Consider the following 21105-nt stretch of genomic DNA (forward strand, 5'->3'; position numbering starts at 1 on the left):
CAGTGAAAAGTCCGGAGTGATCAGACACTCGGGACTTTTTTACGCGTTGTCTATTGTCTGTTCCTGAACAGGCCATTTTCTGGCACCCGCTTGGACAATTCCCAGCAGCAATTGACGACGTTCCTTTAAAGAATTGACGGCAGTTTGAAATGTTTGCTTCGATAAAGCTGGTATGCCTGATTGTTGAAGTTTTGAGATGTCTGGTTCCGGCGGCGCTTGTTCAGCTGGATGGATATAGGCAGTATGAACGGTATCCAAGTAGTTTTTGATACTTGAGCGCGTTTCTTTGATGTGAAGCTGATTCGGCTGATATTGTTCAGGAATGCCGTATTTCAAAATGGTTAATGCCTCATCCAATACAGTGACAGCTATAATGGATGATTCCTGGCGCTGCGTGCTATGGTAAAAATGAAGGATAGGGAAGGCGTTATGCTGAGCGGTCAGCTTTCCCAGCTCTGATGAGATAGCGATAAGAAGAAAATCAATCTCGTGAAAATCTTTGCCGTTCCATGCATTCTGGACAATTTCTGTTCCATCACGCCCCAGACTCAATACACTTTGGGCAAATGAGCGCTTTTGATTAACAGCACTCAAGACGGAAATCAAATATGTGACAGAGAATGTGATGGTAAGCAGGCCTTGAGCCGTTTCAATAACCGTGACAAGCTTCCATAGGTCTCCGTTCGGTGCGAGGTCGCCATTTCCTAATGTAAACATGACATAACCGGAAAAATAAATTCGATCTGACCAGGATGCCGGTTCTTTAGATTGAGTTTCCACGAGTGAATGGGGGTCACTTGAGAAAATCAAAAACCACCCGCCCCAAAATAAAACGATCCATATCACTAACGTCAGGCATAACAGCAGAGGACCTGCTATGCTTAGAACCTTTGCATGGTCTCCGCTGATTTTACGGCAGCTTTTCCACAGCCATGCAGACAGACATCTTGTGATCGGGCCTGCACCGCTCTCTAACCATAATGTGGTCCATAAAAAATCAATCATCCCCGCTGTCAACAATAAAAGGCCTGCAATGATATAAACCTCATTCAATTTTGTTGCCTCCCCTAAGCCAGCCATCTTTTATTTTCTTTTCTATTTCCTTTTATCTTGAGTCTGAAACAATTGATCGAATGTTTGATAAGAGAGTCATTGCAGAGAAGATAAATAGGAGAAGTTACTCAACACTTAACCATTTTGTTTATAGTAGCAGATGAACAGAAACTCACAGAGATTTTGACTTGTTTTACGCAATTTCATGAAGAAAAAAGTTCATTTTCCCCTTGAATTGGTGATTTTTCTTTTATTGAGTAAAAAATTTTCAGAAATTTATATTGACTGAAAGCGTTTTTATAATTATGATGATATCAGATGTAACAAAAATGTCACTATGATATCACTATAATAGAACTATCAAATGACTATGAAGTAACAAATCACAAAGTATATGTGCAAGAAGTACTCACTGTTCTTTTAGCGAAAAAAATGAAATCGCTTTCAAGGGAGCTGACATGCTAAGAGGAAGGGAAGGTTATGAGGCCATTGGAGAAAAACATGATGAACTTTTTTCTGAAGCCTGCTTACGAAATGTGAGGAAGGCAGAAGCCCTAGAATAAGTTTTTGAAATACGTATTGATCGATTTTGAAAAAGACTGGGGGAAACAGTATGAATAAACAAGGCAATCAAATGTCATTTTTACGTACAATTATTTTAGTCTCGACTTTCGGCGGGCTCTTATTCGGTTATGATACCGGAGTGCTCAATGGAGCTTTGCCGTATATGGGAGAGCCGGACCAGCTTAACCTCAATGCCCTCACAGAGGGGCTCGTCACCAGTTCACTCCTTTTTGGAGCTGCGCTCGGTGCTGTGTTTGGCGGAAGGATGTCTGATTTTAACGGACGCCGCAAAAATATTTTGTTTCTCGCTGTTATATTTTTTATTTCAACGATCGGATGTACGTTTGCTCCAAATGTAACGATCATGATTATCTCCCGTTTTGTGCTCGGCATTGCGGTCGGGGGTGCATCAGTTACGGTTCCTGCTTATTTAGCGGAGATGTCTCCTGTGGAAAGCAGGGGGCGGATGGTGACGCAGAATGAATTGATGATTGTATCAGGACAGCTTTTGGCCTTTGTTTTTAATGCAATCCTTGGAACAACAATGGGAGACAACTCCCATGTGTGGAGATATATGCTGGTCATTGCGTCACTTCCAGCCCTATTCCTGTTTTTCGGCATGATCAGAATGCCTGAGAGTCCTCGCTGGCTCGTTTCTAAAGGTAGAAAAGAAGATGCTTTGCGTGTATTGAAAAAAATCAGGGATGAAAAGCGGGCGGCATCTGAGCTGCAAGAAATTGAATTCGCTTTCAAAAAAGAGGATCAGCTTGAAAAAGCGACGTTTAAAGATCTTTCGGTCCCATGGGTGCGCCGCATTGTGTTCATTGGGTTAGGGATTGCGATTGTACAGCAAATTACAGGTGTAAACTCGATTATGTATTATGGAACTGAAATTTTAAGAGATTCTGGTTTTCAAACGGAAGCCGCTTTAATCGGAAATATCGCCAATGGCGTGATTTCGGTATTGGCAACGTTCGTTGGAATCTGGCTGCTTGGTAAAGTAGGCCGCCGGCCGATGCTGATGACAGGCTTGATCGGTACGACAACGGCATTATTGCTGATCGGGATATTTTCACTTGTACTTGAAGGATCACCGGCTCTTCCATATGTGGTTCTTTCATTAACGGTTACATTCCTTGCTTTTCAGCAGGGTGCAATTTCACCAGTGACGTGGCTGATGCTTTCTGAAATTTTCCCGCTTCGCCTTCGCGGTCTGGGAATGGGTGTCACGGTATTCTGTCTGTGGATGGTGAATTTTGCAGTCAGTTTCACTTTCCCGATATTGCTGGCCGCCATCGGGCTGTCCACAACGTTCTTTATCTTCGTTGTATTAGGAATTTGCTCTGTACTGTTTGTGAAGAAGTTTTTACCGGAAACGAAAGGACTTTCGCTTGAACAGCTGGAGGAAAACTTCCGCGCTTATGATCGCGGCGAGGCGAAAAAAGATTCCAGCGCAGAAGTGATTGGATAAGATAAAAAAAGAATCCGCATACAGACGCGGATTCTTTTTGGTTTCAAATTAGTTAGGTCTGACAAGGATTTTGACTTGGTTTTTCTCTTTGATAAGAGCCCCGAAGCCTTCCTCAATCAAATCGTCTAATACGATTTTTTTCGTTACGAGTTTGTCCGCTGAGAAATAGCCTTCTTTCATTAATGACAATACAGCAGGGAATACGTCACGGTACCCGATGATTCCTTTCACTGTACGTTCTTTGATTACGATGTCGTTAGGGTGAATTTCAGCGCCTTTTTCCCAAATGCTGACGATGACTGTTTCACCGGCAATTGTAGTAGATTGGATCGCTTGCCGTAATACCACTGGAACGCCTGTGACTTCGAATGCTACGTCAACACCGCCTCCTGTACGTTCTGCAATCTCAGCGACTACATCGTCTGTTTTGGACGGATCAACGATGATCGCTCCAAGCTCCTCAGCTTTTTGCTGGCGTTCAGGTGAAAGCTCGACAGCATAAATATCAGTCGCACCGGCAGCTTTCAGCGCTTCAATCACCAGAAGTCCGATCGGGCCGCAGCCGAATACAGCCGCTTTGTCGCCGGCTTTGAGTTTGCTTGAGCGGACAGCATATAGAGCGACCGCAGAAGGTTCAACGAGCGCGCCTTGTTCATATGATAATTCATCAGGAAGTTTGAACAACAGTTCTTCATCTACAGAGACGTATTCAGAGAAACCGCCGCCTCCGCCGGCTAAGCCGAGGAATCCCATTTGTTCATCAAGGTTGTAGGCGCCCTGGTGGCCGTGTGTGGCAAAAATCGGTTCGACTACGACGCGGTCTCCAATTTTATAATTTTCAACGCCTTCTCCGACTTCAACAACTTCACCGGAGAATTCATGGCCCATTGTGACAGGTGCTGTTTCATTCGTTAATGGATGCGGTTTGTCAACCGGAATAAAGATCGGGCCGCCCAGATACTCGTGTAAATCACTGCCGCAGATGCCGCACCATTTGACTTTGATCTTTACTTTTCCCGGCTCCGTTTTTGGCTCTTCAATATTTTCAATACGGATATCCTTTTGGTTATGCCATCTTGCTGCCTTCATGGATTACCACTCCTATATCTTTTGATATGAGTAACATTCCGCACTGATCAATATGAACTGTTCACAAAATCGCCATTTTTAAAACCAAAAAAGAAATGAAATTTTTATATAATATAATTTATGTTTTTTTGAAAAAAGAAACTTTGAAGAAAAAAGAGTCTCGCACACTCTTTTTTCTTTAATATGAGAGAGTATGAGTCGTATACATAACTATGAATTTGGTTTGAACAATACGGTAATGGTTCGTTCATATTGAATGCGTTAACTACTCTATCAACAATTATAACGCTAACACTGCAATTATAATAGGATAATCTTCCATGGTTTATTTTAGCAGAGATAATTTTTCTGACTTTGTAACATTACTGTAAGGATATTGAAATAAAAAATCCCTGTTTCATCGTGTATAATTTTTCCTAGAAGTTAACAAACAGGGGGACGAAATGTTGAAGAAAGTCATTTTAGCCGCTTTTATCTTAGTAGGAAGTACTTTGGGAGCTTTCAGTTTTTCATCAGATGCCAGTGCGAAACATGTGAACGGAAATATTACTTGGTATAATGGAGTCGGGAAAAAAGGCTCTTCAGGTAAAAAACTTGGACATTGGGATTGTGCGACCAAGATCGGATTTGATGTTCCTAAAAACGGGACAAAAATCAGAGCTTATGCAAAAGCGAAGCCTAAAAAGGTAATTACGGTTTACAAAAATGATGTTGGCAGAATGCCTAATGCAGTACTGGATGTAAGCCCTAAAGCGTTTAAAGCGCTTGGATACCCATTAAGCAAAGGAAAAGTAGCGGGACATTACAGCTATTAATCTACATATATAATCTGTAAAGCAAGAAGCCACATTCTTGCTTTTTCTATTGGTGGAGATAAAAGATGAAAAAAAGAATCATATTATTGTTAACTGTCGTGATAGCAGCCGCTGTAGCGGGTTTTGCGTTTTATGCTGCAAAGGATAAAGGCCATGAGAGCACTGCTGGTGTTTCAGTACATGCGGAAAGCGGTGATAAACTGCTTGTTTCGATTACGAATACCGATCTGCAGACGAAGTATTATGAAAATGATAAGGTGATCCATGAGGAGAAGCTGACCAGCTATCCGGCATTTGCTTTGGATCAAAAGCAGCAAGTGCTCTATTATACGGGCAATAATGACCAAAATGAAATGAGGCTTTTTAAGCTGGATCTAAAGTCTAATAAAAAGACGATGCTTTATAAAGGCGCTGAGAGTGCGGACAGTTTGTTTTTGTCAAAAGACGGTTCAACCATCTATTTCCGCTTAGGAAAAGCGGACGAAAGCAATTTCCGGATTGCAGCTTTTGATCTGAAAACGAAGAAGTACAAAAACCTTTATCCTGCCGCTAATGATCAAGATGACACCGTCAGCAGCTTCTTTTATAACCAAAAAACAGATTCATTTGCATTGCTGCATTATTCTGTAGGAGAAGATTACAAGAAAACAGATGAAGCGAACGAAAAGGGAATCGATCCTGAACCGACAACGATTCATTTTGCGGCAGGCCATCAAAACAAATTTGATGAGCTGAAGAGCCTTGACCAGTTTATCAGCGATATTGCTGTTTCTGATGATGATAAACGGATTTTGTTTACATCATATACGCAGAAAGGCACGGAGCAAACCGCATCTATTAAGTTACTGAATGCGGATACGAAAAAATATGAAACCATCATTTCAAATCAAAAATCATTCAAGCTGTTAATTGACGCACAACCGCAGTTCTCTAAGGATGGAAAGAACATTTATTTTCTTGCCGAAGCCGAGGGGGCTAAAAAACTGAAGGATGAAACAGGGCGTGAAGCCAAGGTGCGGACGATTTATTCCTATAACTTTGAAAATAAGACGTTCAAAAAAGTATGGGAAAATCCAAACGGCATCATCAACAGCTTTTCTGTCATCAACTAATAAAAACCACTCGGCATGGGCTGAGTGGTTTTTTAATGGACGAGGTGCAGGGCTAATGATCCGAGCCATGTAAAGAGATGGATCAGAGGTATCGACAAAAACAGAAGTTCAACATAAGCGTTGATTGCAAGGTTCAGCTTTTTGAACCTAGCTCTTTTTTTCAAGTCTTTTTGCTGCTGGTTTGCGATCACGTTATCACCTCTTCAATATCCATATAATACCACACGAACAGACAAAAAGCCCTAAACATTTACAGTTTGGGCTTCTTTCAAATTTACGGACTCTTGCAATGAGAGGCTTTTATTCTGGATATAGAATTTGCGTCTCCGTTCGAGGATTGTTTGCTTGCAGGAGACTGCACTTGTTATAGGGAAGAGCTAGCTTGTTTTCGTTTGACTGTTGTTTTGGAGATTTACTAATGAACGGATGCCGTCGATCATTTTGCTTCCGCACAAAGGGCATGATGGCGAGTCACTGCTGGCAAAGTTTTTTCTGGTCCAGCCGTTGCAGTCTTCTTTTGTGCATTCCCATGTACTCACATCTTCTTTAGGCAGCGGTTCTTGATTACGTTTGTTATAGTAAGACATAAAGTCACTTCTTCCCTCATGTATTTTACTGCACATTTCTTATTGTCTCATACTTTTCCTCAATCTCCTAATTCCTTTTTCTTTATGGTTTTCCAATCAGACCATCTAAAAAGGAGAGGAGTGTACTGTTAAAAGCGTCGGACTCTTCTAAAAACGGGCAATGGCTGCTTTTAGAAAAGGTGACGAGCGTCGAGTTTGGAATATTGCTGCGCAAGTGTTCCCCAGCTGCTGTCGAGAAAAATTTCCGGTCTTCTCCGAAGCACAGCAATGTCGGCACATTGATGTTTTGAAGGGTGCCGCGGTAATCAGCAGCCGTTTGGTTAAATAAAATCGTGCTTGAAATGGCAGCCGGCTGTTTGAGGATTTCTGCCAGCATCCATTCTGTTTCTGTCTCGGCAGGCGGTTCTGCGAACATATTATGGATAAAACTCTCGTAGAATGGCAGCGGGTCAGTCTGAATGGCGTGCATCGCCGTTTTTAAGCCGTCAAAATCAAACGGGCCGTGTTCCCAGCCCTTCCACTGATAGTCGGAAGCGGATTGATCGATGATTACAGCTGCTTGTATGTTATCATTCCCAAATTGATTGAGATAATCCCATACGACGAAAGCGCCCATTGACCAGCCGGCAAGAACGGCATGATCGAGCTCCATTACTTTTAGAAATTCCCTTACGTCACGGGCATATTGAGAAATGGTGTGTCCGTGAAGCACTTTGTCAGATTCGCCGTGTCCTCTAAGGTCGAGACGAATACACTGATAATTGGCAGAAAGTGCTGAAAATTGTTTGTGGAAAAATTGTCCGCTCATCAGCACGCCGTGTATAAACAGGATCGGTGTACCACTCCCGTGCGTTTCATAATATAAGCGTGTCTGATCTTCTAATGTGATGTATGGCATGTTTTCCCTCCTTCTCTAGTTTCCGTCATGAGAATGACTGGCTGCTGTTGAGCTGATGATAGCAGCTGTCGCGGCTGCCTGCTGGGCTTGAATGACCGTTTCGATTGCGGTGTATAGTCCTGATTCCATCAGCAGATTTTTCTCCATATGCTCACTGAGATATAGGCTGACAGCAATTTTGAAATTCATTTCCTTTTGCCATTTAAATGCTTTTTCTTGGTTTAATTCGTGAGTGATGCCCAAAACGGTTTTGATATTTGGCTCTTCCAGAAATGTGAGAAGGGCAAGATCTGGATAATGGTAATCCTTTGGCTTTTTGAAAGAATCAGTGATGGATTGATATATATGTTTGCATTGGGAAACAAGCGTTTCAGGGTCTTTTTCACTTTGCAAGGCCAGAATATGGCTGACCTGGTGTAAGTACTGTCCTTTTTTAAACCCGTTGGCCGCCAGCAGCTGAAAGCATGTTTCCGCCTTGTTTACCGCCTGCAAACCTTTTCCGTTTTCGCCAAGAAGTACGGCAAGCGGAATATTCTGAGTTGAAGTGAGGAAATAATGATTTTTCTTCATCTGCTGATAAACAGATAGCCCCATGTTCATCTGTTCTCTTTTGTTTGTCGTTTCAGATTTGCCGGTGAGCAAGATCAGAGCGGAAAGGTACGTGAACATATCCCGCTTATATCCAAGCTTCACCATTTCATTGTATACATCGATGAAAGTATGAAACGTTTGTTTTGCCTCATGCTGAAAATGAATGTCCAGCATAGAAGCTACAGTAAAGCGGTGGTGCGAATTGAGTGTTGAGAAGCTGCTGATGTTTGATTTGATATAGCTGCTCAAATCATAAAAGCGCTGAAAGTCAAACTCTCTTTTATTCACAATATATGCAGAAGAAATGAGCATTAATATCTGATCGTGTGCAACTTTCCATTTTAATTTTGATTTTAATTCGGCATAAATGGAAATGTATTGTTTTGTTTTTTCATTTAGGTCGTTTGTCAGCATAAAAAGCAGCTCCTTTTTGCTGTTTTTATGTTATACGAAAAATGGGGCTATAAGTTTCATATAGAAAAAACTTGCCTGCGAGAGGCAAGTTTGTCGGGTTATTTACGGGGATCTGTTATATCCATCGGTCTCATCATGTCATAGTCTTCATGCTCAAGAATATGGCAGTGCCATACGTATCGTCCGCTGTACGGCCCGAATGTCGCCGCGATTCTCAGGACTTCACCTGCATGTGCTTGAATGGTGTCTTTCCAGCCCTTTTCACTTGGCGGCGGCGGGACAGCCGGGCCGGTGTAGGACAATTCCCCTCTTTCTTGATAACGCGCGATATCAAACGGACGCCGGTCTAACACACGGAAGGAGACCAAATGCAGGTGGATCGGATGTGTTCCGCGTGTCGGATTGACGATGGACCATATTTCAGTTGTGCCAGCTTTTGGTGCTTCTGTGACAGGATCGTGCCAGCGTTTGTTATTGAGAAGAAGGACGGGTCTGCCGTATTCGTCTTGGGTGCCTGCCAGTTTCAGTGTTCTGATGTTGTGTATTCTTTCATTCTGCACGGAAGGGTATGAGGCGAGGTACTTTGGCTTTCTGCTTTCGTCTTTTTGTGCCAACGGTTTTGTGACTCTGAATTGCATGATATTCGCATCTGTTTCTGGATTAACGTCACCTCCGCAGCCCTCGCTGTTTGCCAAGATGATTGATTGGCCTTCATAGGCTGTGAAGTCAATGATGATATCGTAACGTTCAGCGGGCGCAAGACTGAAAGAGTTCAGTTTTACAGAGCGCGGCAGGAGCCCTCCGTCTGAACCAATCTGAATAAACTCCCCGCCATTATCGAGTGACAGGTTATAGGTTCTCGTATTGGAGGCGTTGATGACGCGAAAGCGGTATTTCCTAGGTTCGACCTCCAAGTATGGCCATACCTTCCCGTTGACGAGTATGGTTTCTCCGCAAAAAGCCGGAACAATTGAAGGGTTAGGCAGTGACGGGGAAGGGTTTTCCGGCCCGCTTGGATAAAACAAAGAACCGTCCTCGTTGATCGTGCGGTCTGTGATCAGAAGCGGCACGTCGTATTCACCGGAAGGCAGCTTTAAGCGTTTTTCCTTTGGATCGTGAATAATATAAGCGCCAACAAGTCCGGCATAGACATTCAGCCTGGTGAGCGCCATGGCGTGATCGTGATACCACAAAATAGCACCGCGCTGCTGATTCGGATAATGATAAACCTCTCGTTTAAAGTAAGGGCCTGTTTGTTCAAAGTCTTTGGAAAACCAGGCCTCTGGATACCCGTCACTATCATCTGGCGTGACGCCTCCGTGTAAATGAACAACAGTCTTTACTTCTGGCTCTTCATGCTGGCTGTCACTGTGATGAATCGTGTGATCGATCGGAAGGAAATGCTCTGACGGAAGGTTATTCATCCATTTCACATACACGTTTTCGTTTCTTTTGGCCTCAATGGTAGGCCCGGGAAATAGGCCGTTGTAGCCCCACAGGTGGGTCGGGGGGAGATCGCGGTGAAGCTGATGGGCGCATTCCTCCATGGTGACTTCATAGTATGTTTTTTCTTTTGATTGCTGCACTGGCTTTAGTGTATCTGGGATTGGGAGAGCATCCACAAATTTTTCAAGTGTCATTTTCATCTGTCCTTATTTAAATTTTCCAAATTGGTATTATAGTTAATGATCATAAGGACGTGATGGTTACAAAAAAATCTGCGTGCCGCTGCCTTCCCTAAGAAGAAATAACAAAATCCTAAACGGCAGGTCGTTTAGGATTTGATCAGCATTTAAGGCAGGATGTCGGGCTGCTGTGTGACTGGCTTGGCTGCCGCTTTCTCGCTCACCTTCCGTTTTCTGAGCACCAGATAAGAAATCAGAACGATTCCCGTGATAACGCCTGTCAGCAGCAGCTCGTCTCTCATGGAATGAATAAACGCCATAGATACTAAAATTCCGCAGATGGCTATGATGGTTAAGTAGGTTAGGAAAGGGAAGAGCCACATTTTGATTTTCAATGCTTCAGGATTTGTTTTTTCGAGTTTTTTTCGCATTCTTAGCTGGGAAACAGCGATGACAAGATAGACGAGTAAAGCAATTGCGCCTGATGAGTTGACTAAGAATAAAAAGACGGTGTCCGGTGAAAAGTAGTTCATTACAACCGCGATATATGAGAAAAATGTTCCGGCGACAATGGCTTGTACAGGAACGCCTTTTTTGCTCAATTTCATAAAACGGCGCGGCGCTTCGTTTCTTTCTGCAAGCGAATACAGCATTCTGGATGTGGTGTACAAACCCGAATTCAGGCAAGAGAGTACTGCTGTGAGGACGATAAAGTTCATAATCTGTGCGGCTGCCGGCACTCCAATATGCTCAAGTACAGCGACGAAAGGGCTTTCTAAAATATTTGCTGAATTCCAAGGCAAAAGCGCCACAACAACGGCGATAGAGCCAACGTAAAAGACGATGATGCGCCATACAACGGATCGGGTCGCTTTTGTCACGGATTCGATCGGGTTGGATGTTTCTCCCGCTGCAATGGCAACAATTTCTGTTCCCATAAAAGAGAAGATGACAACGACAATGCCGAGCAATACGGAGCTGATGCCTTCCGGGAAAAATCCGCCTTTGCCTGTAATATTGGATAAACCCACTGGTTCACTGCCAGGCGCAAAGCCAAAAATAAAGGCAAAACCAACGATTAGAAACGCGATGATGGTAACAACTTTAATGAGGGAGAACCAATATTCGAACTCACCGAAAGACTTAACGGAGTAGACGTTAGTCAGGGTGAGCACGATCGTCAAGATCAAACTTGTCAGCCATAGCGGAATATCATGGAACCAGTATTGAATAATGCCAGCACCGGCAATGGCTTCGATTGCGATGACAATCACCCAGAAAAACCAATACAGCCAGCCGATTGTAAATCCTGCCCACGGCCCGATGGCATCATGAGCGTATTGAGAAAACGATCCGCTCGTCGGGTTTACGGCAGACATCTCACCGAGCATTCTCATGATAAAAATGACCAATAAACCGGCTAACGCGTAAGAAATAATGGCACCGGGTCCGGTCGAGTGAATCACTGAACCGCTGCCTACAAATAGGCCGGCTCCAATCACGCCGGCGATCGAAATCATTGTCATATGGCGGGTCTTTAATTCTTTTTTTAATCCTGATTGAGACTGGTTCATAAGTTGCCTCCTTTAAGAATGAAGTCATTACTGAATATTATGATAATTGAAACTCTATCATAAATATACAGTTTGTCGAAAATTCGTGTAAGAAAATATAACAGTTTATTTCAAATTTGTAGGGTTTTACTTACAAGTGTTTTCAGCAGATATGCTTGGAATAAAAGAAAAAATGTTTCTGTCATGATTCATTTTGTAGGCTGTTATAATTTCCTAATATACAGCAGATCACGAGATGTTTTGGTGTCATTGAATTTGAAGGTCTTTTTAGAGGAGAAAATAAATTGGTTTAGAGAAAAAATGTTCTATCGTCACTATTTTCCTGTGGCGGGTGAATCATGTTTCTGTAGACCCACTGCGGTTCAGCTTTGTATCATAATAATAGGAAAACGCGAGCGGAGAGGAGGTTTTGTATGGAGAGATATAACGAACTGAAAAAAGGAGAAACCGGGGCGCTGGTCAGTATTGCCGCGTACCTTGTTCTGTCCGCGATTAAGCTGATCATCGGTTATCTCTTTCATTCGGAAGCACTTACGGCAGACGGATTAAATAACACAACTGACATTATTGCTTCTGTTGCTGTGCTGATCGGCCTGCGCATCTCTCAAAAACCTCCTGACGAAGATCATCCATACGGCCACTTTCGGGCGGAAACGATTGCATCACTTATCGCATCTTTTATTATGATGGTTGTCGGACTGCAGGTGCTGTTCAGCGCCGGGGAATCTATTTTTTCTGCTAAACAAGAGACGCCGGATATGATTGCGGCTTGGACGGCAGCGGGCGGGGCAGCCCTGATACTTGCAGTCTACCAGTACAATAGAAGGCTGGCCAAAAAGGTGAAGAGCCAGGCGCTCCTTGCCGCGGCTGCTGATAATAAATCAGATGCGTTTGTCAGTATCGGTACGTTTATCGGAATTGTGGCTGCGCAATTTCACCTTGCTTGGATCGATACGGTCACGGCGTTTGTGATCGGTCTTCTCATTTGCAAAACGGCATGGGATATTTTTAAAGAATCATCTCACTCTTTGACAGATGGCTTCGACGTAAAGGACATTTCAGCTTATAAACAGACGATCGAAAAGATCTCGGGTGTAAGTCGTTTAAAAGACATTAAAGCGAGATACTTGGGCAGTACAGTCTACGTTGATGTGGTGATTGAGGTATCAGCAGATTTAAATATTACGGAAAGCCACGATATTGCCAATGAAATTGAGCGGAGAATGAAGGAGGAGCATGCGATTGATTATTCGCATGTTCATATGGAGCCTTTAGAACACAAGTAATTGAGCTTCCTGTCACAGGAAGCTTTTTTGTGTGATTTGTCCTGCTTTATTGGAAACAATTTGCTAGAATCGTTTTTTTATACAGATCGCTTTTTGTGGTAAAGTTAGGTTACAATATGAAGAATTTTGTAGATGACTAGGAGGAAAAGAATGGCATACCAAGAAGACCTGCATCCTTTGCTGGGGAAAGCAGTTGAACATATTAATAGAGTAATGGTTGGAAAACGAGACATCGCCATACTCAGCTTAGCAGCCATTCTTGCCAAAGGGCATGTGCTGCTTGAGGATGTACCCGGAGTCGGAAAAACGATGATGGTCCGCGCGCTGGCAAAGTCAATCGGCGCCGATTTCAAAAGAATCCAATTCACTCCGGATTTGCTGCCATCTGATGTAACAGGCGTATCCATCTATAATGCAAAAACGATGGAATTTGAATACCGTCCCGGCCCGATTATGGGAAATATCGTGCTGGCCGATGAAATCAACCGCACCTCTCCGAAGACACAGTCTGCTTTGCTTGAAGCGATGGAAGAGGGAAACGTAACGGTAGATGGCCATACGATGCCGCTTGCCGCTCCGTTTTTTGTAATGGCAACGCAAAACCCGGTCGAATATGAAGGGACCTATCCTTTGCCGGAAGCCCAGCTTGACCGTTTTTTATTCAAACTTCGCATGGGTTATCCGTCCTTTAAGGAAGAGTTGGACGTGTTATCTCTTCAGGAAAACAGCCATCCGATTGAGACGCTCGAGCCGGTTATAACAAAAGAAGACTTCATCCGTTTGCAGCGGGAAGTGCAAAATGTCCGCGCCGATGACAGCATAAAAGAATATATTGTTGAAATCGTGCAGAAAACGAGACAGCATGCTTCTGTTCAATTAGGCGTCAGTCCGCGTGGATCAATTGCTCTCATGAAAGCGGCCCAAGCATACGCGCTGCTACATCATCGCGACTATGTCATTCCGGATGATATTCAATATTTGGCTCCTTTTACGCTTCCACACCGGATGCTGCTGCAGCCTGAGGCGAAGTTTGATGGGATTGGGGCAGAAACGATTGTACGGGAGATCATGTCAGCTGTGAAGGTACCGGTTCAAAGGTCGTCGATCCACTGATGAAGAAGAAATTGCAATGGTTCGTATATGGGTGGAAGCTGATTGTATTAACGTTATTGACGGCTGCTGTTTTTTCTTACGCGATGTTTCAGGGCGGCTTTGTCAGCTGGTTTTTGTTTTACGCGTTTCTCCCTTTTGTCGTGTATGCCGGGCTGCTGGCGTTATATCCGCTCCGCTCTTTTCAGGCTTCACGGCAAATGGCCAAAACACAATTACATGCGGGGGACAGGCTGGGCGTGTCGGTTACGCTGAGAAGGAAGCTGCCGTTTCCCATGATGTATATGGTGATTGAAGATTGCCTGCCAGAAGGAATCGAGTCATTGAACCGAGACGAAGCCGTGGCCAAACGGCTCGTTTTTCCTTGGTTTAAACGGAGTATGACGATGTCGTATGAATTAGCTCGGGTACCGCGCGGAGAGCATCATTTTCATGCTGTCAGAGTGCGAACTGGGGATGTCCTCGGCTTGATTGAAAAAACAGCTTTTTATGAGCTGGAAGACACCCTATTTGTTTATCCATCCTTTCAGCGTCTTTCTTATCAGGTGAATGAGAAGCATCAGGAAGACGGTGTAAGCGGTTCTTCCCCTGTTCATCAGCACCATTCCGCAGTCGCAGCAAGTGTACGGAATTATCAGCCGGGAGACCGGTTTGCTGCATTAGACTGGAAAACTTCTGCACGGCGGAGCCAGCTGATGACGAAGGAATTTGAACCGTCTCGAAGCAAAAACCTATTTCTTCTGATGGACCGTTCTTCCTCTGAAGCATTCGAAGAGGTCGTTTCTGTGACAGCTTCAATTCTTCATTCTGTCTTAAAAAACGGCGTGGGGGCAGGCTTGGCCTCGGTCGGAAAGGAAAAAACGATTTTTCCAATTCAGGAGGGGGAGCATCATTTTAACCACATGCTTCGGCATTTAGCCGTCGCTCATTGTGATGCGGCTGACCCGGTAAGTCGATATGTACGGGAGGAGCTGGGGAAGCCATCTGTTCGCCAGGCTGACAAAGTGGTCGTCACGGGGCAGTTCACGGAAGATTTGCTGAACATCGCAGAAACCAGGGGAGGCCGGGTTACAGTGATACTGGCAAAAGAGAAAGATGCTGAACTTTCCCAAGCTGAAAATGTCATGATCGAACGGATGATGAAACGTCAAATCAGAGTTCAGGTCATGAGAGGCGGACGAGTTTCGCGTGTTGTTTAGAAAGAGAGGTGACGGGTGCACATGCCGCACGATGATCAGAAGGGAAGCCGTTTGAGCTTGCTGTTATTTTATTTTCTGGCGTTTTTATTGCTGTGGGAGTGGCTCAGGCCGCTTGACAGTTTTACAGATACGAAACATACGGGCTTTTTTAGTGTCTTTATCGGTTTGACGTTTCTGCTGACTTTTTTCAGGATGAGGTGGTTTGTCACCGTTCCTTTTTGTGTCATATTTACGTTGATCTCGATACACATCCTGTTTTATCAAGGTTCTATATTTGACTTGAGCTGGGTCAGCTCTTTTTTACAGGATATCTATTTGAATATTACGTTGATTCAATCAGGGCAATGGAATGACATGATTCCTTCGTTTCGGACCCTGCTGTTTTTTGTGCTGCTGTGGCTGTTGGTCTATCTCCTTCATTATTGGGTGATTTACCAGAGAAGAATTTTGTTTTTCTTTATCATGACAGTTGCGTATATTACGATTCTTGATACCTTTACGCCATATGATGCCACTTTTGCCGTCATCCGTATCGTGCTGATCGGCTTCTTTATGCTGGGCCTTTTATACTTAGACCGCATCAAGCTGATGGAAAGAATTACACTGCCAAAAACATCTGTCCTGAAATGGTTTCTTCCTTTATCTGTAATGGTTTTTTCTGCGGTGGGATTCGGACTTGCCGCTCCGAAATCAGAACCGGCTTGGCCCGATCCGGTACCTTTTCTCAAAAAAATCACGAATCAAGATCATGTGCCGGCTGGAGAAAGCAAAATCGGCTACGGGAACCATGATGAATCACTCGGCGGCCCGTTTCAGCAGGATGATACACCTGTTTTTACATGGCAGGGAAAAGAGCGTACGTATTTCCGTGTGGAAACGAAGGATACGTATACAGGAAAAGGCTGGATTGAAACAGACACAGGCATGTCCTATCAGCTTAGCGGAGGAAAAGTAGAAAATCTATGGTTTGACCATAAGGTTGCGACAGAGCGCAACACCGTCCGTGTAAAAGTCGATGAGCACTACGGGTATAACCATGTGATGTACCCGATCGGTGCAAAAACCATTCAGCCAAAGCGGGCTGTCTCACTTGAAATGAACGGGAACACGGAACAAATTTCTCCGATCAGTGAACAAGCCGGCGAGATCAGAAATATGGGGAGCTATAAAGTAACGTACAATTCCCCGGTCTACAAGCTGGATGAGCTGAGAAAGGTAAAAGTGAGAAACAACAGTGAGGAATACAGATTCAGCGACCGCTATATGCAGCTGCCGGATTCACTGCCTGAGCGGGTAAGAACCCTTGCGATCAAGCTGACTCAGGATCAAGATAATATGTTTGATAAGGTGAAAGCGGTCGAGGACTACTTAGGATCAAATGAGTTCACATATGAAACCGAAAACGTGTCCATCCCTAAGAATGATGAGGATTATGTCGATCAATTTCTGTTTGAATCAAAGATGGGCTACTGTGATAACTTTTCTTCCGCTATGGTGGTGCTACTGCGTTCGGCCGGCATTCCGGCCCGCTGGATAAAGGGTTATACGTCCGGTGAATATAAAGAAGCAGGAAACAAAAACGGCAGCATTTACGAAGTGACAAATAACAATGCCCATTCCTGGGTAGAGGTGTATTTCCCGGAACAGGGCTGGGTCACATTTGAGCCGACTAAAGGATTTACAAATCCGGCTGAGTTTACTTCCTCTGTCACAAAGGATTCTGGCAGCGAAAGCAGCAGCTCGCGGGAGAAAACAAAAGAGGAGCAGAAAGAAGAGAAAAAACAGCCGGAAAAAGAGGAAAAACAAAAGGAAAAACGGGAGCCAACTGGTTCTAAAAAGCCGTCCGCTTCACATACAAATGCCGGTGCGGGCTGGTATTTAGGACTTGCAGTTCTCGCAGTTCTCCTGGTGACAGCGGTATTGCTGTATGTTTTCCGTTCGTTATGGATTCCTGTTTTCATTGTGAGAAAATTGAAGCGGCGCAGCGATCAGTACGTGTTTTTTGAGGCGTATGGCGCGCTGCTGAAACAGCTGAAGAGAAGAGGACTGCCGAAACGAGACAGTGAAACGCTGCGTGATTATGCAAAACGAATCGATGGAAAATATGACTCAGAAGACATGTCAAAGCTGACATTACGCTATGAACGGGCGCTTTACAGAAATGAAGATTCGGCAGCACTTTGGAATGAATCCAGAGAGTTATGGGAAAATTTAATTAAAAGAAGATGGTCTTGACCGCTTATCAACGTGTTGTTAGAATTAGTGAATATTATCGGAGTCTGGAAGCGAGTTGCCTGACTCCGACAAAACGGCCTTGCCAAAGAGGGCGGAGCGAGCTTCATATCTGTCCTCGTTTTTTTCTGTGTCAAAAAACTTAGAGGAGATTAGGTGACAACCATGACAAAGTTAGTGAATGAAATGATTCTTGTCCTTGATTTCGGCAGTCAGTATAACCAGCTGATTACACGCCGTATCCGTGAATTCGGTGTATACAGCGAGCTGCATCCCCATACATTGACGGCTGAAGAAATTAAAGAAATGAATCCAAAAGGAATTATTTTATCCGGCGGTCCAAACAGTGTGTATGATGAAAACTCTTTCCGCTGTGACGAGAAAATCTTCGAGCTTGATATTCCTGTTTTGGGAATTTGCTACGGCATGCAGCTGATGACTCATTACCTTGGCGGTAAAGTTGAAGCGGCAAGCCAGCGTGAATACGGAAAAGCAAACATCCACATCGAAGGCACACCTGATTTGTTCAAAGATCTTCCGAACGAACAAGTGGTTTGGATGAGCCATGGCGATTTGGTTGTAGAAGTTCCTGAAGGCTTCACTGTTGACGCGACAAGCCATCACTGCCCGAATTCAGCGATGAGCAAAGCCGACAAAAGATGGTACGGCGTTCAATTCCACCCGGAAGTGCGCCACTCTGAATACGGCAATGACCTTCTGAAAAACTTTGTATTCGGCGTTTGCGATTGTGAAGGCAAATGGTCAATGGAGAACTTTATCGAAATCGAAATGCAAAAAATCCGTGAAACGGTCGGGGACAAACAGGTTCTTTGCGCGCTAAGCGGCGGCGTTGATTCCTCTGTTGTTGCTGTTTTGATTCATAAAGCGATCGGCGACCAGCTGACTTGTATCTTTGTAGACCATGGTCTTCTCCGTAAAGGCGAGGCTGAAGGTGTTATGAAAACATTCAGCGAAGGCTTTAACATGAACGTGATTAAAGTAGACGCGAAAGACAGATTCTTAAATAAACTAAAAGGCGTTTCTGACCCTGAGCAAAAACGCAAAATCATCGGTAATGAATTCATTTACGTGTTCGATGATGAAGCGGACAAGCTCAAAGGCATCGACTACCTTGCACAAGGAACGCTTTACACAGATATCATCGAGAGCGGTACTGCAACGGCGCAAACGATCAAATCTCACCACAATGTCGGCGGGCTTCCTGAAGACATGCAGTTTGAACTGATCGAGCCGTTAAACACGCTCTTCAAAGACGAAGTGCGCGCGCTTGGCACAGAGCTCGGCATTCCGGATGAAATCGTATGGCGCCAGCCTTTCCCAGGACCGGGCCTCGGAATCCGCGTTCTTGGTGAAGTAACAGAAGAAAAACTGGAAATCGTTCGCGAATCAGATGCGATTTTGCGTGAAGAAGTAGCAAATCACGGGTTAGAGCGTGATATCTGGCAATACTTCACTGTTCTTCCTGACATCCGCAGCGTTGGTGTTATGGGTGATGCAAGAACATATGATTACACAATCGGAATTCGCGCCGTTACATCAATCGACGGCATGACATCTGACTGGGCGCGTATCCCGTGGGATGTGCTAGAAGTCATTTCTACACGTATCGTAAACGAAGTGAAGCACATTAACCGCGTGGTGTACGATATTACAAGTAAGCCGCCTGCGACGATTGAGTGGGAATAATAATCAATTAACGGAAACCATCTTTTTGGCGATTTTGCCAAGAAGATGGTTTTTTCTGTTTATTACGAACAAAATCGAATTTCATCCGACTATTGTTCGTTTATTTATATTGTCATTTCAAATTGAAGTTGGTACAATAGACACAGAAATCAAATAAGATGAATTCGTATAATCGCGGGGATATGGCTCGCAAGTCTCTACCAAGCTACCGTAAATGGCTTGACTACGTAAACATTTCTTTCGTTTGATATAAATAAAACACGTTTATTTATTCAAACTGAAATCCGTCTGTAGTCAAGCGTCCCAAAATGTATTGGGGCGTTTTTTATTTGGCGTTTTCAGGACAGAATAAATAGCAAAGAGTGAAGGGAGTCAAATAGCTTGAAAACGTTTTTTCAGTTTGATGAGCTGGGCACCAGCTATCGCAATGAAATCATTGGCGGATTAACGACTTTTTTATCTATGGCATATATTCTGTTCGTCAATCCGATTACACTTGCTTTGGAGAGCGTGAAAGATTTTCCGGAGGCGCTGAGAATTGACCAAGGTGCGGTCTTTACAGCAACAGCGCTGGCGTCTGCAGCAGGCTGTATTTTAATGGGATTGATAGCGAGATATCCGATCGCCATTGCGCCCGGTATGGGGCTCAACGCGTTTTTTGCGTTTTCTGTCGTCCTTGGCATGGGCATTTCCTGGCAGGCAGCTTTGTCTGGTGTTTTTATTTCAGGTCTTATTTTTGTTGCTCTTTCTTTAACAGGTTTTCGTGAGAAGATCATCAACGCCATCCCGCCTGAGCTGAAATTGGCAGTCGGCGCGGGTATCGGCCTGTTTATTACATTTGTTGGATTACAAGGTTCAGGAATCATTACTGCAAACCCTTCTACCCTCGTCACCATCGGAAACATTCACAGCGGTCCTGTGTTGTTAACGATTTTCGGTGTGATTGTAACGGTTATTTTAATGGTGCTTCGCGTTAACGCGGGCGTGTTTATCGGGATGCTGTTAACAGCAGTTGCCGGCATGATTTTTGGTTTGGTTCCAGTACCGTCTCAAATCGTCGGAAGTGTGCCGAGCCTTGCGCCGACTTTCGGACAAGCTTGGATTCACCTGCCGGATATTTTCTCCGTACAAATGCTGATCGTCATTTTAACTTTCTTATTTGTCGGATTTTTTGATACAGCGGGTACACTTGTTGCTGTGGCAACTCAAGCTGGTTTAATGAAGGAAAACAAATTGCCGCGTGCGGGCCGTGCGCTTTTAGCTGATTCATCTTCCATTGTAATCGGTGCCGTGCTTGGTACGTCTACCACAACTTCTTACGTTGAATCAAGCTCAGGTGTCGCTGCGGGCGCCCGTTCAGGATTTGCGGCAATTGTAACAGGTATTCTCTTTTTACTGGCTACGTTTTTCTCGCCGCTTTTATCAGTCGTTACATCAAATGTAACAGCGCCGGCGCTTATTATTGTTGGTGCATTGATGGTGGCGCCGCTTGGCAAAATCGCTTGGGATAAGTTCGAGGTGGCCGTTCCCGCTTTCCTTACCATGATCATGATGCCGTTAACGTACAGCATTGCGACCGGGATTGCTATCGGATTTATTTTCTATCCGATTACAATGGTGTGCAAAGGAAAAGCCAAAGAGGTTCATCCGATCATGTACGGACTGTTTGCCGTATTTATCCTGTACTTTATCTTCTTAAAATAAGGAATGAAAACCAGCTGCCAAGGCGGCTGGTTTTTTTGTTGCAAAAGGTAAAACCATTTCATACGATATACCGT

The 21105-nt window shown here is 44.2% G+C and carries 17 protein-coding genes and 1 riboswitch; of the genes, 9 read left to right on the forward strand and 8 right to left on the reverse strand.

The annotated features are described in order from the left end of the window. Nucleotides 1-39: 39 nt before the first annotated feature. Nucleotides 40-1053: a potassium channel family protein gene (locus tag GYO_RS25825; RefSeq protein WP_014112893.1), complete on the reverse strand. Its 1014-nt coding sequence runs from the start codon at nucleotides 1051-1053 to the stop codon at nucleotides 40-42. Between the two features lie 613 nt (nucleotides 1054-1666). Between GYO_RS25825 and iolT the strand changes: the two genes are divergently transcribed. Continuing rightward, nucleotides 1667-3088: a myo-inositol transporter IolT gene (gene iolT, locus GYO_RS25830; RefSeq protein ID WP_014112894.1), complete on the forward strand. Its 1422-nt coding sequence runs from the start codon at nucleotides 1667-1669 to the stop codon at nucleotides 3086-3088. A 48-nt stretch (nucleotides 3089-3136) separates the two neighbouring features. Here iolT and bdhA read toward each other — a convergent pair whose 3' ends face one another. Then, on the reverse strand, nucleotides 3137-4177 hold the full coding sequence (bdhA, locus tag GYO_RS25835) for a (R,R)-butanediol dehydrogenase (protein WP_014112895.1): 1041 nt from the start codon (nucleotides 4175-4177) through the stop codon (nucleotides 3137-3139). A gap of 443 nt (nucleotides 4178-4620) precedes the next feature. Here bdhA and walM point away from each other — a divergent pair, with 443 nt between their 5' ends. Continuing rightward, nucleotides 4621-4992, forward strand: a complete 372-nt coding sequence (gene walM, locus GYO_RS25840) for a cell wall metabolism protein WalM (RefSeq protein ID WP_014112896.1) — start codon at nucleotides 4621-4623, stop codon at nucleotides 4990-4992. A gap of 65 nt (nucleotides 4993-5057) precedes the next feature. Next, entirely contained in the window at nucleotides 5058-6104 is a 1047-nt protein-coding gene (locus tag GYO_RS25845) for a PD40 domain-containing protein (protein ID WP_014112897.1), read from the forward strand. Between the two features lie 32 nt (nucleotides 6105-6136). Here the strand turns inward: GYO_RS25845 and GYO_RS25850 are convergent, their stop codons facing one another. From GYO_RS25850 to gabP, 6 genes are all read right to left on the reverse strand, one after another. Next, nucleotides 6137-6295 (reverse strand): hypothetical protein, encoded by a 159-nt coding sequence (locus GYO_RS25850; RefSeq protein WP_014112898.1) that lies wholly within the window; start codon nucleotides 6293-6295, stop codon nucleotides 6137-6139. 186 nt (nucleotides 6296-6481) lie between these two features. Next, complete coding sequence (locus tag GYO_RS25855) at nucleotides 6482-6691, reverse strand: cold-shock protein (protein ID WP_003219370.1); 210 nt, start codon at nucleotides 6689-6691, stop codon at nucleotides 6482-6484. An 82-nt stretch (nucleotides 6692-6773) separates the two neighbouring features. Next, the gene (locus tag GYO_RS25860; RefSeq protein ID WP_014112899.1) at nucleotides 6774-7589 is read right to left on the reverse strand and encodes an alpha/beta fold hydrolase; all 816 of its coding nucleotides are present in this window, start codon (nucleotides 7587-7589) and stop codon (nucleotides 6774-6776) included. Between the two features lie 15 nt (nucleotides 7590-7604). Next, the gene (locus tag GYO_RS25865; protein ID WP_014112900.1) at nucleotides 7605-8594 is read right to left on the reverse strand and encodes a DUF4003 family protein; all 990 of its coding nucleotides are present in this window, start codon (nucleotides 8592-8594) and stop codon (nucleotides 7605-7607) included. Between the two features lie 98 nt (nucleotides 8595-8692). Further along, complete coding sequence (cotA, locus tag GYO_RS25870) at nucleotides 8693-10234, reverse strand: outer spore coat copper-dependent laccase CotA (RefSeq protein WP_041521139.1); 1542 nt, start codon at nucleotides 10232-10234, stop codon at nucleotides 8693-8695. A gap of 152 nt (nucleotides 10235-10386) precedes the next feature. Then, nucleotides 10387-11793, reverse strand: a complete 1407-nt coding sequence (gabP, locus tag GYO_RS25875; RefSeq protein ID WP_014112901.1) for a GABA permease — start codon at nucleotides 11791-11793, stop codon at nucleotides 10387-10389. A gap of 413 nt (nucleotides 11794-12206) precedes the next feature. On the opposite strand from gabP, the gene mneS reads away from it, so the two are divergent. The 6 genes from mneS (at nucleotide 12207) to pbuG (ending at nucleotide 21031) form a co-directional block, all read left to right on the forward strand. Continuing rightward, nucleotides 12207-13079, forward strand: coding sequence for a manganese transporter MneS (gene mneS / locus GYO_RS25885; protein WP_014112902.1), 873 nt, complete (start codon nucleotides 12207-12209; stop codon nucleotides 13077-13079). 150 nt (nucleotides 13080-13229) lie between these two features. Then, on the forward strand, nucleotides 13230-14192 hold the full coding sequence (locus tag GYO_RS25890; protein WP_014112903.1) for an AAA family ATPase: 963 nt from the start codon (nucleotides 13230-13232) through the stop codon (nucleotides 14190-14192). After that, on the forward strand, nucleotides 14192-15388 hold the full coding sequence (locus GYO_RS25895; protein ID WP_014112904.1) for a DUF58 domain-containing protein: 1197 nt from the start codon (nucleotides 14192-14194) through the stop codon (nucleotides 15386-15388). The genes GYO_RS25890 and GYO_RS25895 overlap by 1 nt, the downstream gene beginning before the upstream one ends. Nucleotides 15389-15409: 21 nt before the next feature. Continuing rightward, nucleotides 15410-17623, forward strand: a complete 2214-nt coding sequence (locus tag GYO_RS25900) for a DUF4129 domain-containing transglutaminase family protein (protein WP_014112905.1) — start codon at nucleotides 15410-15412, stop codon at nucleotides 17621-17623. A gap of 162 nt (nucleotides 17624-17785) precedes the next feature. Next, nucleotides 17786-19327, forward strand: a complete 1542-nt coding sequence (guaA, locus tag GYO_RS25905; RefSeq protein WP_014112906.1) for a glutamine-hydrolyzing GMP synthase — start codon at nucleotides 17786-17788, stop codon at nucleotides 19325-19327. Between the two features lie 144 nt (nucleotides 19328-19471). Then, nucleotides 19472-19573: riboswitch (purine riboswitch) on the forward strand. A 135-nt stretch (nucleotides 19574-19708) separates the two neighbouring features. Then, a complete protein-coding gene (gene pbuG, locus GYO_RS25910; RefSeq protein ID WP_014112908.1) occupies nucleotides 19709-21031 on the forward strand; it encodes a hypoxanthine/guanine permease PbuG in 1323 nt (440 codons plus the stop codon). The last annotated feature ends 74 nt before the right edge of the window (nucleotides 21032-21105 follow it).

The organism is Bacillus spizizenii TU-B-10, from assembly GCF_000227465.1.
GTDB classification, from domain to species: Bacteria; Bacillota; Bacilli; order Bacillales; family Bacillaceae; genus Bacillus; species Bacillus spizizenii.

Excerpts from the sequence above, each read along its gene's own strand:
- iolT (WP_014112894.1), top strand. The coding sequence starts at position 1,667 with ATGAATAAACAAGGCAATCAAATGTCATTTTTACGTACAATTATTTTA.
- bdhA (WP_014112895.1), bottom strand. The coding sequence starts at position 4,177 with ATGAAGGCAGCAAGATGGCATAACCAAAAGGATATCCGTATTGAAAAT.
- walM (WP_014112896.1), top strand. The coding sequence starts at position 4,621 with ATGTTGAAGAAAGTCATTTTAGCCGCTTTTATCTTAGTAGGAAGTACT.
- GYO_RS25845 (WP_014112897.1), top strand. The coding sequence starts at position 5,058 with ATGAAAAAAAGAATCATATTATTGTTAACTGTCGTGATAGCAGCCGCT.
- GYO_RS25855 (WP_003219370.1), bottom strand. The coding sequence starts at position 6,691 with ATGTCTTACTATAACAAACGTAATCAAGAACCGCTGCCTAAAGAAGAT.
- GYO_RS25860 (WP_014112899.1), bottom strand. The coding sequence starts at position 7,589 with ATGCCATACATCACATTAGAAGATCAGACACGCTTATATTATGAAACG.
- GYO_RS25865 (WP_014112900.1), bottom strand. The coding sequence starts at position 8,594 with ATGCTGACAAACGACCTAAATGAAAAAACAAAACAATACATTTCCATT.
- cotA (WP_041521139.1), bottom strand. The coding sequence starts at position 10,234 with ATGACACTTGAAAAATTTGTGGATGCTCTCCCAATCCCAGATACACTA.
- gabP (WP_014112901.1), bottom strand. The coding sequence starts at position 11,793 with ATGAACCAGTCTCAATCAGGATTAAAAAAAGAATTAAAGACCCGCCAT.
- mneS (WP_014112902.1), top strand. The coding sequence starts at position 12,207 with ATGGAGAGATATAACGAACTGAAAAAAGGAGAAACCGGGGCGCTGGTC.
- GYO_RS25890 (WP_014112903.1), top strand. The coding sequence starts at position 13,230 with ATGGCATACCAAGAAGACCTGCATCCTTTGCTGGGGAAAGCAGTTGAA.
- GYO_RS25895 (WP_014112904.1), top strand. The coding sequence starts at position 14,192 with ATGAAGAAGAAATTGCAATGGTTCGTATATGGGTGGAAGCTGATTGTA.
- GYO_RS25900 (WP_014112905.1), top strand. The coding sequence starts at position 15,410 with ATGCCGCACGATGATCAGAAGGGAAGCCGTTTGAGCTTGCTGTTATTT.
- guaA (WP_014112906.1), top strand. The coding sequence starts at position 17,786 with ATGACAAAGTTAGTGAATGAAATGATTCTTGTCCTTGATTTCGGCAGT.